Annotated in this window: 15 protein-coding genes; 9 read left to right on the top strand and 6 right to left on the bottom strand. The window is 53.7% G+C overall.

The features are described 5' to 3' along the window. Positions 1 to 268 precede the first annotated feature (268 nt). Genes msub_RS12880 through msub_RS12870 form a run of 3 tightly spaced genes read right to left on the bottom strand, consistent with a single transcriptional unit; the run spans position 269 to position 2992 of the window. Positions 269 to 1558: an ISL3-like element ISPpu12 family transposase gene (locus tag msub_RS12880; RefSeq protein WP_048496388.1), complete on the bottom strand. Its 1290-nt coding sequence runs from the start codon at positions 1556 to 1558 to the stop codon at positions 269 to 271. A 21-nt stretch (positions 1559 to 1579) separates the two neighbouring features. Next, on the bottom strand, positions 1580 to 2092 hold the full coding sequence (gene lspA, locus msub_RS12875) for a signal peptidase II (RefSeq protein WP_004863699.1): 513 nt from the start codon (positions 2090 to 2092) through the stop codon (positions 1580 to 1582). Between the two features lie 3 nt (positions 2093 to 2095). Next, a complete protein-coding gene (locus msub_RS12870) occupies positions 2096 to 2992 on the bottom strand; it encodes a cation transporter (protein ID WP_004574643.1) in 897 nt (298 codons plus the stop codon). Between the two features lie 95 nt (positions 2993 to 3087). Between msub_RS12870 and cadR the strand changes: the two genes are divergently transcribed. After that, positions 3088 to 3495 (top strand): Cd(II)/Pb(II)-responsive transcriptional regulator, encoded by a 408-nt coding sequence (gene cadR, locus msub_RS12865; RefSeq protein ID WP_004364961.1) that lies wholly within the window; start codon positions 3088 to 3090, stop codon positions 3493 to 3495. 161 nt (positions 3496 to 3656) lie between these two features. Here the strand turns inward: cadR and msub_RS12860 are convergent, their stop codons facing one another. Beyond that, positions 3657 to 3896 carry a hypothetical protein gene (locus tag msub_RS12860; protein ID WP_048496387.1) on the bottom strand — a complete coding sequence of 80 codons (240 nt, stop codon included), beginning with the start codon at positions 3894 to 3896 and terminating at the stop codon, positions 3657 to 3659. 149 nt (positions 3897 to 4045) lie between these two features. Then, entirely contained in the window at positions 4046 to 4330 is a 285-nt protein-coding gene (locus msub_RS12855) for a hypothetical protein (protein ID WP_048496386.1), read from the bottom strand. Positions 4331 to 4458: 128 nt separating this feature from the next. Between msub_RS12855 and msub_RS12850 the strand changes: the two genes are divergently transcribed. The 7 genes from msub_RS12850 to msub_RS12820 all read left to right on the top strand — a co-directional run bounded on the left by msub_RS12850 (position 4459) and on the right by msub_RS12820 (position 14159). Next, the gene (locus tag msub_RS12850) at positions 4459 to 5865 is read left to right on the top strand and encodes a TolC family protein (protein WP_227506724.1); all 1407 of its coding nucleotides are present in this window, start codon (positions 4459 to 4461) and stop codon (positions 5863 to 5865) included. 5 nt (positions 5866 to 5870) lie between these two features. After that, the gene (locus msub_RS12845; protein WP_048496385.1) at positions 5871 to 7166 is read left to right on the top strand and encodes an efflux RND transporter periplasmic adaptor subunit; all 1296 of its coding nucleotides are present in this window, start codon (positions 5871 to 5873) and stop codon (positions 7164 to 7166) included. After that, complete coding sequence (locus tag msub_RS12840) at positions 7163 to 10285, top strand: efflux RND transporter permease subunit (RefSeq protein WP_048496384.1); 3123 nt, start codon at positions 7163 to 7165, stop codon at positions 10283 to 10285. The genes msub_RS12845 and msub_RS12840 overlap by 4 nt, the downstream gene beginning before the upstream one ends. A gap of 446 nt (positions 10286 to 10731) precedes the next feature. After that, positions 10732 to 11082, top strand: a complete 351-nt coding sequence (locus msub_RS21195; protein ID WP_082146487.1) for a hypothetical protein — start codon at positions 10732 to 10734, stop codon at positions 11080 to 11082. 31 nt (positions 11083 to 11113) lie between these two features. Further along, positions 11114 to 12079: a DUF932 domain-containing protein gene (locus msub_RS12830; protein WP_048496382.1), complete on the top strand. Its 966-nt coding sequence runs from the start codon at positions 11114 to 11116 to the stop codon at positions 12077 to 12079. 92 nt (positions 12080 to 12171) lie between these two features. Further along, positions 12172 to 13167, top strand: a complete 996-nt coding sequence (locus msub_RS12825; RefSeq protein ID WP_227506807.1) for a YqaJ viral recombinase family nuclease — start codon at positions 12172 to 12174, stop codon at positions 13165 to 13167. A 62-nt stretch (positions 13168 to 13229) separates the two neighbouring features. Beyond that, on the top strand, positions 13230 to 14159 hold the full coding sequence (locus tag msub_RS12820) for a recombination directionality factor (RefSeq protein WP_048496380.1): 930 nt from the start codon (positions 13230 to 13232) through the stop codon (positions 14157 to 14159). On the opposite strand, the gene msub_RS12815 is transcribed toward msub_RS12820, so the two are convergent. Continuing rightward, complete coding sequence (locus msub_RS12815; RefSeq protein ID WP_048496379.1) at positions 14138 to 14374, bottom strand: helix-turn-helix domain-containing protein; 237 nt, start codon at positions 14372 to 14374, stop codon at positions 14138 to 14140. The two genes, msub_RS12820 and msub_RS12815, sit on opposite strands and share 22 nt — an antisense overlap. Positions 14375 to 14589: 215 nt before the next feature. On the opposite strand from msub_RS12815, the gene msub_RS12810 reads away from it, so the two are divergent. Continuing rightward, positions 14590 to 15441: a hypothetical protein gene (locus tag msub_RS12810; RefSeq protein WP_048496378.1), complete on the top strand. Its 852-nt coding sequence runs from the start codon at positions 14590 to 14592 to the stop codon at positions 15439 to 15441. The last annotated feature ends 26 nt before the right edge of the window (positions 15442 to 15467 follow it).

Below are 15467 nucleotides of genomic sequence, written 5' to 3'. Positions count from 1 at the left end.
TCGGCAGGTTTAAGATGGAATTATAGCGAGTTATCGTCGGTAGTCACATGGACAGGCACAGGGGTACTTCCTCTTGCACAATGGGTTTTCTTGCCACTGATAACGGTCCTGGTTGTCAAATGGATGTTTCTTGGGTGGTTGACTCTGAGAGCCAAATAAAGCAGCGCCGTGGAAGTGAAATAAAGTATCTTCTGGATGTTAAAAATTGAAGGGTATACGGATTTAATGGTTGATGGGGCACCTTCACCCCATCAATCTGATACCACCCTCAGATGGTTGATAGATCGACTCCGTAGTTGAGTTCCTCTGCGAAGTCCGGCAGTCCGTAACCGATGGTTTTCTTGTAGAAAGGAGAGACCTTCGCAGTCGGTGCCTTCTTCTTGTGCTTCGTGGTGTAGAGCATTCGTGCCCGCATCACCTCGAAGGAGTAACCGCGCCCTTCACGGTTCTTGTCCTTGGCCAGTCGGTTGATGGACTCCGTGTAAGCGTTGGTGAAGGGCATGTCCGTCTCGAAGTAGGTCATGGTCTCTTCGCGCCAGTTTCCCACTGCCCTGACCAGATCGCTCCAGACTTCCTTTTGGCCCTTCGGGATGGTGGCTATCCACTCGTCCAGGGCGGCTTCTGCCTGGAGCCGTGTGGTGGCGTCCCAGATGCCGTAGAAGCGCTCCTTGTGCTCGTAGGCGGCCAGCAGTTGCGGGAACGCGCCTGTCCAGGTCTCCATGATGAGGCGCTCCCGGTCTGAGACTTCGTGAGCGCGTTTCAGCAGGATTTTCCGGTCTCCCTTGAGAGTCCGGCTCTGGGACGGTTTCAGCTCCTTTCTGAGGCCCTTGCGCACTCTCTCTAGGGCATCGTTGGCCATGCGCACCACATGGAACTTATCGACCACGATACGGGCCTGGGGCAGCACAGCCTTGACCGCTGCCCGGTAGGGGTTCCACATGTCCATGCTGACGATCTCGACCTTCTGCCGGTCTTTCAGCTTCATCAGGTAGTTGGTCACCACGTCCTGGCGGCGGGTGGCCAGCAGGTCGAGCAGGGTTCGCTCCTCAATGTTGGTCAGAATGCAGCGGTAGCGCTTGTTCAGGTATAGCTCGTCAATGCCCAGGATGCGGGGCGTCTCGAAGCGGTGCCAGCGCCCCAGGAACTCGGCGCGGGCGTTGAAGATGTCGCGCACCGTCTTCTCGTCCAGGCCGGTCTGTGCCGCCACAAAGGTGTAGGGGTGGTTGAAGGATTCCTTCTCCACGTACTCATGCAGCCGCAGTGTCATACGGAATCCGTCCACCATCTCCGGTAGCTGGGGCCTGAATGTTGTCTTGCAGGCCCGGCAGGTGTATCGGCGGCGGACCACCCAGAGAGTGACCCGCTTGCCGTGGATGGGCAGATCACGATAGGGAACGTCACGCTTGCCGAACCGTACGAACTCACCCTGCACGCCGCATTCCTCGCAGGCGATGGGATCGGGCACGTCCACCTGGAAGTGCATTTCGTCGTCGGTTGATTTGCAGCCCAGTACTTGGTATTGCGGCAGGTGAAGGATGTTGTCGGGAAGTTCGGTCATGGTGTTGTATAGGCGTAGGTGTCAGTCAGATCCATCCGGCTCGGCATTGGTGTTTGCTTTTTTACCCAACAAGCTGCTGGAAACGAAAAGTAAGGCACCGAGGACAATTGCAATATCAGCCAGGTTGAAGGCCGGCCAATGCCAGTCTCGCCAATAGAAATCAAAGGAATCCACAACATAGCCGCGAAAGACCCGGTCAATCAGGTTGCCCATGGCGCCACCGAGGATAAGACTGTAAGCGATGGCTTCTCCTTTATGACGATTTTCAAGGATCAGCTTGATCAGAAAAATCGAGACCACTACCGCGATTCCGATAAAAAAGTAGCGCTGCCAGCCTCCACCATTCGCAAAAAGACTGAATGCGGCACCGGTGTTCCATAGGTGCACCCAGTTAAAGAACGGGGTCACCGAAACATACTCGCCATAGGCCATTGATTGCTGCACCAGCCACTTTACAGCCTGATCAGACGCTGCCAGCAGGCCCGATATGGACAATAGGGCATACGGCGAGAGCTTTTTGCCAATAATGAGCATTATTTAACCCTTCAACGCCAAAATGCGTCTGGCACCGTTAAGTACAATGCCCCCCGCGATGGTGCCGATAATCAGATCCGGATAATTGGAACCGGTCCACGCGACCAGGGCGCCGGCGGTGATGACCCCCAGGTTGATCACCACGTCGTTGGCCGAGAATATCCAGCTTGCCTTCATGTGCGCCCCGCCTTCCCGATGTTTGGATATGAGCAGCAGACAACTGGTATTGGCAATCAATGCGACGAATGCGATAGCCATCATCACCAGCGATTCAGGCTCACTACCGAATACAAAGCGTCTCACCACCTCTACGAGCACGCCCACAGCCAAGATCAGTTGCAGTACACCAGCAAGATGCGCGGCACGTACCTGCATTTTCACGCTATGTCCAACCGCATAAAGGGCAAGCCCGTACACCGCCGCATCGGCAAAATTGTCCAGGGATTCTCCAATCAGGCCGGTGGACTGGGCGATCAGACCGGCAGTCATTTCCACCACGAACAGAAGTGCATTGATGCCGAGCAACCAGCGCAGGGTCCCGGATTCTTGCTTAGCAGAAGCTGCCGAAAACTCGGCGGCCTTGATGGTCTCCGGATTTGCAGCGACGGTTTCCTGAAGCGAGGCGCCTAGCCCCAAGGTCTTCAGTTTCGAGGTGACGGGCTCGACCTCGCCGTCATGCACGACCTTCAGCCGGCGGTTCGACAAGTCGAAGGACAGCGCCCGAATCTCCTCAAAGCCGTTCAGGGCTAGGCGAATCATTCGTTCTTCTGATGGACAGTCCATCTTCGGCACGGCATAAACACTGACCCATCTCCCTGGCGCCTCGGAGGAGGCCTGTATATCGGTATCCGCTGCGGACGTTGCATCACCGCCACAGGCGCCACCACAGGATTTGCTCATGATACGACTCCACTTGAACAATGTTGTGGTACCATTTAAAACTATAAAGCTACTATAAGGTCAACAGAGTAAAGAATCCGTTGGGGAGGAGGCTGATGCGCATTGGTCAGTTGGCGCAGTTGGTAGGGGTCGAAACACAGACGATCCGCTTCTATGAACAGCAGGGCTTGTTGCCGCCGCCTGATCGGCAGGACAACGGTTACCGTGTCTATACCGAGAAGCATGGTGAGGGGCTGGCCTTCATCCGTCGCTGCAGAATCCTGGGCCTGTCACTGGCTGAGATTCACGAACTACAGAGCTATCAGGACGACCCTCATCAGCCTTGTACCGCCGTCAACGCCTTGCTCGATGATCACATCTCTCATGTGCGGTCGCAGATAACCGCTCTGCAAGCGCTTGAGAAACAACTCGTTTCACTGAGAGCGAGTTGCAACGATGACCGGGAAGTTGAGGCGTGTGGGGTTCTTGCTGGAATTAGCGAAGGAAACATGCACCAGCAGTAGGTGAAGCATCAACCAGATAATCCGATGAGATGCCGGTCTGTCTCACTCTCATGCAAAGGTAAGATCAACCATTTAATCCGCTTACCCAAATTGAATAAATAGTCGATTGTCGTTCTAAGAGACAGTCGACTATTGATTTTAATCTGACTTTCTGTATTTGTTTAAGTATGATTGTGACGTGTATTGCTTCCTGATCTTATTTCTTGTTTATTGATATTGGACCCCTTCATATCTTTTTGAGATTGCATGTCTTTCATGCAGGTCATCATTCTGGTTTTCGTGTCGACTGTTTTGTTCGGGTAAGTGCGCGCTTCATTAATCCGATCGGCCAATCCTGAATTGGCAGTGGCCATGGTAGAAAATAAAGTGGCAGCTGCGGCAGCGATAATGATTTTTTTCATGATGTTCTCCTTAATTGCCTTAAACCGTTCAAGAAATTCAGTTCAGTTTCAGATTTCTGTGATTTACTTGAGCGTGATCAGGACGTCGACTGCTCGAAGCCCGAGCCAGCCGACGCTTGCGTCTCCACGAGTTGACTTTACCGCAGGGATTACCCTGCGGTATTTTTTTGCCTTTGTTTCAGAGCTTTGTGATAAGCCCGGCCTTCTTTCGTCATCATTTGCACGCGAGCCTCAAAGCCCCCTTCGGACATCGCATTACGTGTCATGTCTCTGTGTAAGCGCTGCATCCCTTCATTCTTAAGTATTTCTTCAATGGATGATTTTTCCATCATTTGGCTGTGCATGGCCTTCATGTCCTTATTGTCTGACATGTTGCCGGCGAGTACGGACGTTGAAACAGTAACTGCTGCTGCAAATATAAGTAAATTTTTCATTTTTACACCTCCTAGTTGGTTGATGAGTTAATTAAAACATCGGTTTCTGAATTGATCCTGAAAGAAACAAAACAATTTAAAATAAAGTAACTTTTTTCAGGAATAACAGTATCTTGATATAAATCAAATTGTGCATTTTCGTTCTGCATTTCAGTTTGGTTTCAGATAAGCGCTATAAGATTGCGATTCAGAAACATTTCAATGGAGATATAACATTGTCCATTCTTCCTCACCTTATAAAGCCGGCCTTTCTCGGTGCTTTGGTTTTGACCAGTTTGCCCGCTTGGACGGCACCCAGACTTGAGTTAACCGGCGCGATTGATGCGGCCATCGAGAACGATCCCTGGCTTCGCCAGAGTGTCCAGATTCAGGATGCGCTTCTGGAAGAGTCGATTGCCGATGGCGCCCTGCCGGATCCGAGAATGACGCTTGGTGCCGCGAATTTGCCCACGGATACTTTCGATACCGGACAGGAGGCAATGACTCAGGCCACCATTGGATTTACCCAGCGAATTCCGCGAGGTGATAGCCGTCAGCTGGCCAGTGAAAAAAAGCAGGAAATGGCAGGCGTTCAGCCTTTTCGGCGCGAGAACCGCCGGGCGCAGGTCATGGAATCGGTAGCGCATCTCTGGCTTGAGGTCTGGCGAACCCAGCAAAGCATCGAACTGATTGAAGATAATCGTGCTCTGTTTCAACAGTTAGAGGATGTCGCAGAGGCTGGGTATACCTCAGCAAGCATGGGTTCCAGGCAGCAGGATGTTATCCGTGCCTCGCTGGAACTGACGCGACTTGAGGACCGGCTGACGGTGCTGCATTCGCAACAGGCATCGAACCGCGCGGAGCTGGCAGAGTGGATAGGCCCGGACCAGGCCAAGCTGGCTGTCAGTAAAGATGTACCCAACGAGTTGCTGAGAGTGTTTCCTCTGGGCTGGGCTGAAACATCCGCAGAGGCACTGATCCGTCATCCGTCAATCCGCGCGACTGATCAGCTGATTGATGCCCAGAGTGTTGACGTTGACCTGGCTCGCCAGGCCTACAAGCCGGAATGGTCAGTATCTGCACAATATGGATACAGGGAGCGGGCACCAAACGGTCAGGACAGGGCCGACCTGTTTTCTGTAGGCATTGGCTTTGATCTCCCGATCTTTACAGGCAACCGGCAGGATCGAAAACTGAATGCATCAGTGGCGCGACTGGAGGCGGCAAAAACAGAACGTATTTTGCAGATCCGGGGACTTCAGGCCAAAGCCCGTGCGGCCGTGGCCCGGATCGAACGACTGGATGACCGCATAGAGCTCTATGAACAGACCCTGCTGCCGCAAATGGAGGCGCAGGCAAGCGCAGCATTGACTGCTTACAACAACGATGACGGCGACTTCGCCGAAGCGGTACGAGCGCGAATTGCAGAGCTTAATACCCAGGTTGAATTGATACAGATGATGGCCGAGCGGGCCAAGAATCTGGCGAGTTTCCGTTATCTGACGTCCGACACTTCCGACATACCTTCCTTTTCACTGAATCGTTACCAGGACTGACCATCATGGCTAATTTTGCTCGCCCTTTGGGCTTTGTATTGCTCGGCGGCCTCGCCGGTGCAGGGGCCACGTACTGGCTTGACACTGACGCGACTTCGACGCCTGCAGCTGAAATGACCGCTTCTGGCCCAAAGGAGCCGCTGTATTGGGTAGCCCCGATGGACCCCAATTTCAAAAGTGACAAACCCGGAAAATCCCCGATGGGGATGGATCTGATCCCCGTATACGAGGAGGGTGGGTCAGCTGAGGATCCAGCCGGCACGGTCCGAATTTCACCAACGGTCGTCAACAACCTTGGGGTTCGAACGGAGCCGGTGATTCAGGGGCGCCTGCCTAACAACATTACTACCGTAGGCTACGTGCAGTACAACGAAGACGAGATGGCCCACGTGCACCCTCGTGTTGAAGGCTGGATCGAAGCGCTTTATGTCAAAGCCGAGGGCGAGCCTGTTGAGCAAGGCAAGCCTTTGTACACGCTGTACTCGCCCACCCTTGTGAATGCGCAGGAAGAACTGCTTCTCGCGATGAACCGTGGCAATCAGAGACTGGTTGATGCTGCTACCGAGCGATTGTTGGCGCTGAACGTACCGGCTAGTCTGATCAGCCAACTGCGCCAGAAGCGCGAAGTCCAGAGAACCATGACGGTTTACGCTCCGGGTTCCGGGGTGATCGAGAATCTGAATGTTCGTGAGGGTATGTTCATCAAGCCCGGAAACCGGGTTTTATCGATTGCCGCACTGGATGAGGTCTGGGTGATCGGCGAAGTGTTTGAAAGCCAGCTTTCCGCCGTAGAGGCTGGTAATCGGGTGCAGATGACGCTGGATTACATGCCCGGTCGCGAGTGGCGCGGAAACGTGGATTACGTCTACCCCGAAGTGAACCCGAAAACCCGGACGGCGCAAGTGCGGATGCGCTTTGATAACGATGATGGTGTTCTGATGCCAGGCATGTTCGCTCGCCTGGATGTTCAGGGCGAACGGGGACAGCGGCAGTTTCTGGTGCCACGGGAGTCGGTCATCCGCACCGGACAGAGCGATCGACTGGTTCTGTCGATGGAAGAGGGCGCCTTCAAGTCGGTTAACGTGAACGTTGGGCGCGTCGGCGACAAGTATGCGGAAATACTCAATGGCCTCTCGCCAGGCGACACGGTGGTCACATCCGCCCAGTTCCTGATCGATTCGGAATCCAGCAAAACCTCGGACTTCCAACGGATGTCATCCCCTCAGGATATGGATGAGCAGGGGATGGATCATGAAGGCATGGATCACAGCACCATGAGCCATGGCGGGGGCGAGTCATGATTGCCGCTATTATTCACTGGTCTATTCGTAACCGCTTCCTGGTGTTGCTGGCGACGTTGCTTATCACAGGGCTCGGCCTTTATTCGCTGAAACAAACGCCGGTGGATGCTCTGCCGGATCTGTCCGATGTGCAGGTCATTATCAAAACCAGTTTCCCGGGCCAGGCGCCGCAGGTGGTGGAAGACCAAGTGACCTACCCGATGACGACAGCCATGCTCTCGGTACCGGGCGCGAAAACGGTCAGGGGATACTCGTTCTTCGGTGACTCCTATGTTTACGTGATCTTCGATGAAGACACCGACATGTACTGGGCCCGCTCCCGGGTACTGGAATACCTGTCCCAGGTTGCGCCCAGCCTTCCAGACTCTGCAAGGCCTCAGCTCGGGCCAGACGCTACCGGAGTTGGCTGGGTTTACCTGTATGCGCTGGTAGACCGCACTGGGAACCAGGACCTAAGCCAGTTGCGCAGCCTGCAGGACTGGTTCCTGAAGTACGAACTGCAAACGGTGCCGGGTGTCTCTGAGGTGGCTGCGCTAGGCGGTATGGTGAAGCAGTACCAGGTCAAGGTCAGCCCGGAAAAACTCAGGGCGCTGGGAATTCCTCTGGCTCACATCCAGAATGCCATTAAGAGAGGCAACCAGGAAGTGGGCGCCTCCGTCATCGAGATGGCCGAGGCGGAATACATGGTGCGCACGTCTGGCTATATAAAGTCCCGTGAGGATCTTCTGTCGATTCCATTAGGACTCGATGACAACGGTACCCCCATATTGCTGAAAGATGTGGCCACCGTTGAAGTTGGCCCGCAGATGCGGCGTGGGGTTGCCGAACTGAATGGGGAAGGTGAAACCGTCGGCGGGGTTGTGGTGATGCGCTTTGGTGAGAACGCTCAGGCAACCATTAATGGCGTGAAGGCGAAACTGGAAGACCTGAAATCCAGCTTGCCTGAAGGCGTCGAGGTGGTGACGGTTTACGATCGCTCTGGTCTGATTGAGCGGGCGGTCAATAATCTCGGCTTCAAGCTGCTTGAAGAGTTTCTGGTGGTGGGCCTGGTGTGCATCGTCTTCCTGTTCCACGTGCGCTCGTCGCTGGTGGCGATTCTCAGTCTTCCCGTGGGTATTCTGGCGGCCTTTACTGTCATGCACTGGCAGGGAATCAACGCCAACATCATGTCACTGGGCGGTATTGCCATTGCGATCGGGGCGATGATCGATGGTGCCATTGTTATGATCGAGAACATGCACAAACACATGGAGCGGACGCCGTTAACGCCGGAAAACCGGTGGGAAGTGGTAACCCGATCCGCTTCCGAGGTCGGGCCTGCCCTGTTTTTCTCCCTGCTGATCATTACCGTCAGTTTTGTGCCCGTTTTCGCACTGGAAGCACAGGAAGGCCGGATGTTTGCGCCCCTGGCCTTTACCAAGACCTATGCCATGGCAGCCAGTGCCGCTCTGGCGGTGACCCTGGTGCCGGTGCTCATGGGATATTTCATTCGCGGCAAGGTGCTGCCAGAGCACAAGAACCCCGTGAACCGCTTGCTTGTTGGCGTTTATATGCCGGTTCTGAAGCTGGTGTTACGCTTCCCGAAAACGACGGTTATTGCTGCGTTGCTGGTATTGGCTGTGGGCCTTTGGCCAGCCACCAAAATCGGCAGTGAATTCATTCCGCCATTGGATGAAGGTGACCTGATGTACATGCCCACGACCTACCCGGGCATCTCCATTGGTAAGGCACGGGAATTGTTGCAGCAAACCGACAAGCTGATTGCCACCGTACCCGAAGTCGAAACCGTGTTCGGCAAAGTGGGGCGGGCGGATACCGCTACCGATCCGGCGCCGTTGACGATGATCGAGACTTTTATCCAGCTCAAGCCAAGGGATGAATGGCGGGAAGGTATGACCACCGAAAAGCTGAAGCAGGAGCTCAATACTCTGATTCGGTTCCCAGGGGTAACCAATGCCTGGGTTATGCCGATCATCACGCGCATCGATATGCTGGCAACTGGCATTAAAACGCCGGTGGGCATCAAGATTGCCGGCCCGGACCTTACCGTCATTCAGGATATCGGTAAACGCCTTGAGGAAGTCATGGTCGACATCCCCGGCACAGCGTCTGTTTACTCTGAGCGGGTTGCTGGGGGCCGCTACATCAAGGTGGATATTGATCGTAAGCGTGCCGCTCGGTATGGGCTGAATATCGCAGATGTTCAACAGGTTGTGGCCTCGGCGATTGGTGGCATCAACGTTTCCCGAACCATCGAGGGACTTGAGCGGTATCCCATTAATCTTCGTTATCCGGAAGATTACCGGGATTCGCCCGAGAAGCTGGAGCAACTGCCCATCGTGACTGCATCCGGCCAGCGCATTGCCCTGGCAGATGTGGCGGATATCGGTGTGGAGGATGGCCCGCCGGCCATCAAGAGTGAGAATGCCCGCCTGAACGGCTGGACCTTTGTGGATATTGAGGGTGTCGACGTAGGCACCTATGTTGAACAGGCCATGGTTACCGTGAGTGAAGAGCTGGATCTACCTCCCGGTTATTCAATCAACTGGTCTGGTCAGTATGAGTACATGCTCCGTGCGAAGGAAAAACTGACCTATGTGGTGCCGTTAACGCTGGCCATCATCGTCATCCTGCTGTTTCTTAACTTCCGCCGTTTTGCCGAAGTGGGAATTATTATGGGCACGCTACCGTTTGCGATGATCGGTGCTATCTGGCTGATGTATCTGCTTGGTTATAATTTTTCGGTAGCCGTCGGTGTCGGTTTCATTGCGCTGGCCGGCGTTGCGGTAGAGATTGGGGTGATCATGCTGGTGTATTTGAATCAGGCTTATAACGCAATGCTGGAAACGTGTGATGACAAAGGGCTGACGCCAAGGCGAGAAACCCTCCGCCATGCCGTACTACACGGTGCCGGTATGCGGGTTCGGCCGATCATGATGACAGCGGCCGCCATTATCGGGGGGCTTGTGCCCATTATGATTGGCACCGGTACAGGGTCGGAGGTGATGAGCCGGATTGCGGCACCCATGGTGGGCGGTATGATTTCCGCCGTCATTCTGGCGTTGCTAGTGATTCCTGTGCTCTTTTATCTCTGGAAACAGCGAACTCTTAGTGAGTGACGCCGATAGCAAGGTGCCAGGATTCGGCCTGGCACCTTGCTATCACGTCTTTACCGGTTATCACGATCATTCGCAGGGTGCCTACCCGTCTACTGCGCATATTCCAAAATCTATTTGCCTGAACGTTCGCTTTGCGACCCAAGCGTGCGCATTTTGCCGAGTAGATCGTCCGGTAGACCGCTGGCGGACAGGAACCTGTCGCCAGATCTCGGTCCTCGCTTTGGTTAGTCAGCTCTGAATGACACAGCATTATCGTTGGCTTTTTTGCGAGCAGTCGATTTCCCTCAGGTTCATTCGGACCGAAGGGGGCGAGAGATTTGGCTTCATTACCAACGGGATCGATGTCTTTATCCATTTCATGATTCCATCGAATTTGAAACCTATATCACCCCTGTGAACCTAGGCACTGATAGTGCCTTTTCTCCAATCCACAGAGGTAATTTCAAATGTCTGAACAATGCCCCAACTGCCTGTCCCGGCGGATTGGTAAGAAAAACTATGGAAAGAAAGCCGCTGGCTTAGTCGGTGCGTCTGCAGGCACTTTCGGTGGCTATTCCGCTGCCACAGCCGGTGTCCATGCGGGTGTGAAGCGTGGGATCGTTGCTGGTCCCGGAGGCGCAACGGTGGCCGGCATTGGCGGTGCTGTAATTGCTGCGCTTTTGGGGGGAGCCTCAGGCGCGTCTGCCGGCGTGATTCTTGGCGAAATTCTGGACAAGCGCGTGGTCGACAACCTCCGCTGTCTGGATTGTGGCTACTCCTTTAGCACTGATCCTGATTCTCGCGATGATATTTGCTAATTCCCCACGCAACTTCCATAGGAGATAAACCATGGCTCATCTCATCGAGCAAATGGCCTACGTTGGCCAACCCCCGTGGCATGGCCTCGGCAATGAACTGACGTCCAACCAGCCTCTTGAGGTTTGGGCAAAGCAGGCGGGCCTCGACTGGGAGATAGAGGAAAGCCCTGTTCGCTATGTCACCAACAACGGCCGCGGTGCACTGGGAGAAATCCTGTCTTATCCAGATTCCAAGGTGCTTTACCGCTCCGATACCAAGGCCCCTCTGTCTGTCGTTGGCAATCGCTTTAAGGTGGTTCAGCCGGAAGAGATCCTTGAGTTTTACCGAGACCTTACTGAGGTTTCCGGTTTCGAACTGGAAACAGCAGGTGTTCTGAAAGGCGGCCGGAAAATGTGGGCACTGGCCCGCACCGGTCAATCAGGAATGCTCAAAGGCAACGACAAGACCAATGCTTACGTTTTACTGGCCACTGCCTGTGATGGAACCATGGCAACGACTGCTCAGTTCACGAGCATCCGCGTGGTGTGCAATAACACGCTGGCAGTTGCGGTGAAGGGGTTTACTGGTAGCGCTGTCCGTGTGAAACACAACACTGACTTCAACGCTGATTTGGTTAAGCGGCGTCTTGGCATTTCTGTAACTGCCTGGGACGATTTCATGTATCGCATGAAAGCTCTGAGTGAACGGAGGGTAACACCCAGCGAGGCATCGAATTATTTCCAGAAGGTATTCACGGGTGATGCGGCGAACGGCGGTGGCAGGACCGGGGAGCGTTCCGTTGCCAAGTCCCTCTCACTATTCAAAGGAGAAGGCAGGGGGGCAGGGCTGGCTTCATCTGATGGAACTGCATATGGCTTACTGAACGCGGTCACTGAATTCATAGACCACCAACGCCGAGCCAAAACTACAGACCATCGGCTGGATTCTGCCTGGTTCGGAACAGGTGCCGTCATCAAGAATCGTGCACTGGAACAGGCGATGTCACTTGTGTACTGAGCCACGACTGCAAATTTCAAAACCGCCATAAAGCCCGCCGGAGCCTGATGCTCTGGTGGGCTTTTTTATGTCTGGAGGAAAACACCATGAGCATGAGTGCAAACACCATTCAGAAACAGCGACCGGCATTGCGCCTGGTCTCCACCAAGGGCCTCAGCCGGGATGAATGGCTGAGGGTACGGAAGCAGGGCATTGGTAGCAGTGATGCTGCTGCAGCCGTGGGTATGAACCCTTATCAATCCCAACTGGAGCTCTGGATGGTGAAGACCGGCAGAGATGGCGGGTTGCCGAAACCGGACTCGAATGATCCCACCTCGCCAGTCTACTGGGGCCATATCCTGGAACCGATTGTGGCTGAGCAGTACAGCCAACAAACAGGCCGAAAGGTTCGACGGGTTAATGCAGTGCTACAGCACTCCGATCCTGACAAGCACTGGATGTTGGCCAACCTCGATTATTCCGTGGTGGCCGATGACGATGTGCAGATCCTGGAGTGCAAAACGGCAGGGGAGTTCGGGTCTCGTCTCTGGAAAGAGGGCGTGCCGGATTACATCCAGTGCCAGGTTCAGCACCAACTGGCTGTCACCGGCAAACAGGCTGCGGATGTGTGCGTTCTGCTGTGTGGCCAGGAGTTGAAGATCTACCGCATTGAACGGAACGAGGAGCTCATCGGGGCGCTTTACGTGCTGGAGCGCCAGTTCTGGGATTTCGTGGAGACAGATACCCCACCACCAGTCGATGGGACCGACTCCGCTGAACGTGCCTTGCGCCATTTGTATCCGGTAGACAGAGGAGAGGCCCTGGATTTCAGCCAAAGCAGGGAGCTGTCCGACACGTTTGACGAGCTGCTGGCCATCCGTAAGGAAATGGAAGCCCTCATTGCCACTGAGTCCCTTCTGAAACAGCGAATCGAAAGCCAGATGGGCGAAGCCTCAAAAGCAACGTTCCCCAACGGCATCGTCAGTTGGAAGCGCAGCAAGGACTCCATCGGGCTCAACGTGAAGCAACTGCTGAAGGATCAACCAGAGCTTCTGGATCAATACCCACTGAAAAAGCCGGGTAGCCGGCGATTCCTCATCCAGGCATGAATACCCCATTGGCCACGCTGGCGTAAAAAGCGCCTCGTGGCCCTTTTTTCAGGAGAGTCATCATGATCAAAGGTTTGGCCATTACGCCTCCGGTGCTGGGGCGTATCAGTATCGGTCGGGTAATCGAGAAGAACGGAATCCGGCTGCCCCAGAAAGACGACCAGTTCACCATCACGTCACAGGTCCAGGAGAAAGACGGATGGGTTCCTCATCCACTCGACGAGGAACTGCGGAAGCAATCCCCAGGCAGCAAGCTGCGGACCATACCGGTGCGGATGCTGTTCAACGATGCGGACCTCAATCTCCGGGCTGAATACACCATGTTTGACCGAAAAAGTGGACGCCCCATGTGTGTGGGTAATGGCGACACCTGTCAGCGCCTGACGCAATCGGGTGTACAGTCTTTGCCATGCCCGGGTCCGACGCTGTGTGAGTTCGGCAAAGGCGGCCTGTGTAAGCCCTATGGACGCCTGAATGTGAAGGTAGGGGATGACGATGACCTCGGTACCTTTATTTTCCGCACAACCGGCTACAACAGCATCCGAACGCTTGCGGCCAGGCTGAGCTACTACCAGGCAGTCTCTGGTGGTCTATTGGCGTTCATGCCGTTGGAGCTGAGGCTTCGGGGCAAGAGCACTCGGCAGAGCCATGGAACCCCGGTGTACTACGTGGATCTGGTTGTCCGGGACGGTATGAGCCTGATAGAAGCAATCACTCATGCCCGGGACAAATCACACCAGTTTCAGGAAGCCGGCTATGACCAGGCGGCGCTGGAGCGATCCGCAGAAAGTGGATTTGGTAACAGTCTGTTTGAAGAACTGGGAGAGGAATCGGGTGACGTTATTGAGGAGTTTTTCAGCTCTGATGCCGCCAAGCCTGAGACCAGCGGTTCTGATAATAGCCCCCAGAGCCATCTGCGAGCGATTCAGCGCGAGCTTGCTGGCGGAAGAGGCAAAACGAACCTCCCACGTCAGCAATCGGCACCGGGCTGATCAATATCCGGTAACAGCTCGCAAGGGCGACAGCCAAGGCAGTGGGCAATGATGTAGAGCTTCTTTATGGTCAGGTTTACCTGGCCTCGCTCGATCTTGCCCACATAGCTTCTGTCAATGCCGGAAGTGTACGCCAGCTGTTCCTGCGTGAACCCTTTCGCTTTCCGAATTTCCACAAGCCGCCTACCAAGAGCAGTGTTTAACTTTTCGCTCATATTCAGCCCCATTTAGTTGGCTCGAATATGAGTTTTTGAGGTTAATCACTCCACGGCATATACTACCCATTTCGATACGATCAGCTCTGAAGTATCGAGCCCATTCATTCTCAACAAGAGGAAATTGGACTTTGTTATTTGCCGGCTGAGGTTCGACCCTAAAAAAGGGGTGGGGCGAATTCTCAGACAAATATAATTTATTATGGATTATTGCTATGAAAATGAAGATTTCGGTATTGCTTGGGCTGTGCCTTCTCGTCGCTGGTTGTGGAAGCTCAAATATAGATCTCGTCAAAGAGAGTGCATTTATTGTCGATGATACCTACACAGTTGCGCAGGCACTTGATGGACGGTCTATTTGTTCTGACCATTCATGGGAAGAATATGAGGATAGTCGTGGACGAGTAATTGTTGAGTATCGTTGTGATATTAGAGGTGTAAGTGAATATTTTTCACAAACTAAGGATGAAGTCGATCAGGCGCTTTCGCGTTCATTGGGATATCGAGTTCAGGAGCTGGAGAAAGAGATTAAATGGATAAAGGCCCAGCTCGATGAGGCTCCGAGCATTACGTCAGAGGCGATAAAACAATTCAAAGATACTGACCGTCTCGAAAGCTTTATGTTTGTTCGGTATCGTTTCTCACCCTATGACTGTGGAATTTCCTCTAGCGGTTATTCTGAGGATAAAGTTGCCAAGCTCCGCGAGTGCCTCGATGAAAAAGTCGATCTCGAAAAATCTACTATTGAAAATAATGAGAAAGAGATAGCTGAATATAAGCAACAAATTGAAAGCAAGTCTCGTGTGGTGGGCATAGAATCCGCAACAGAAGTATTCAAATGGATCTTGAGTGAGGATATGATTTATTATCATGGAGGAGGTGTAACCCTGAAACTTGACGATCATCCAGATATTCACTTTCCATACATGCGAGATGGAGGAGGGTTAGAATATTTTATGGAGCGGGCATTGAAAGACACCCTCGATGACCAGTTTCGGGATTACGCTGATCTCGCGGAGTCCAGAGAGGCTGTTCCTACTGCCAAGGCGGTGATGTCAAAGCTCTAGCGTGATTCAAGGACTCTACTCTTAAC

Origin of the sequence: Marinobacter subterrani (assembly GCF_001045555.1) — a bacterium.
In the GTDB taxonomy this organism is placed as follows: Bacteria; Pseudomonadota; Gammaproteobacteria; order Pseudomonadales; family Oleiphilaceae; genus Marinobacter; species Marinobacter subterrani.
The sequence above is the reverse complement of the archived record's forward strand: the minus strand, read 5'-3'. Positions and strand labels throughout refer to the sequence as shown.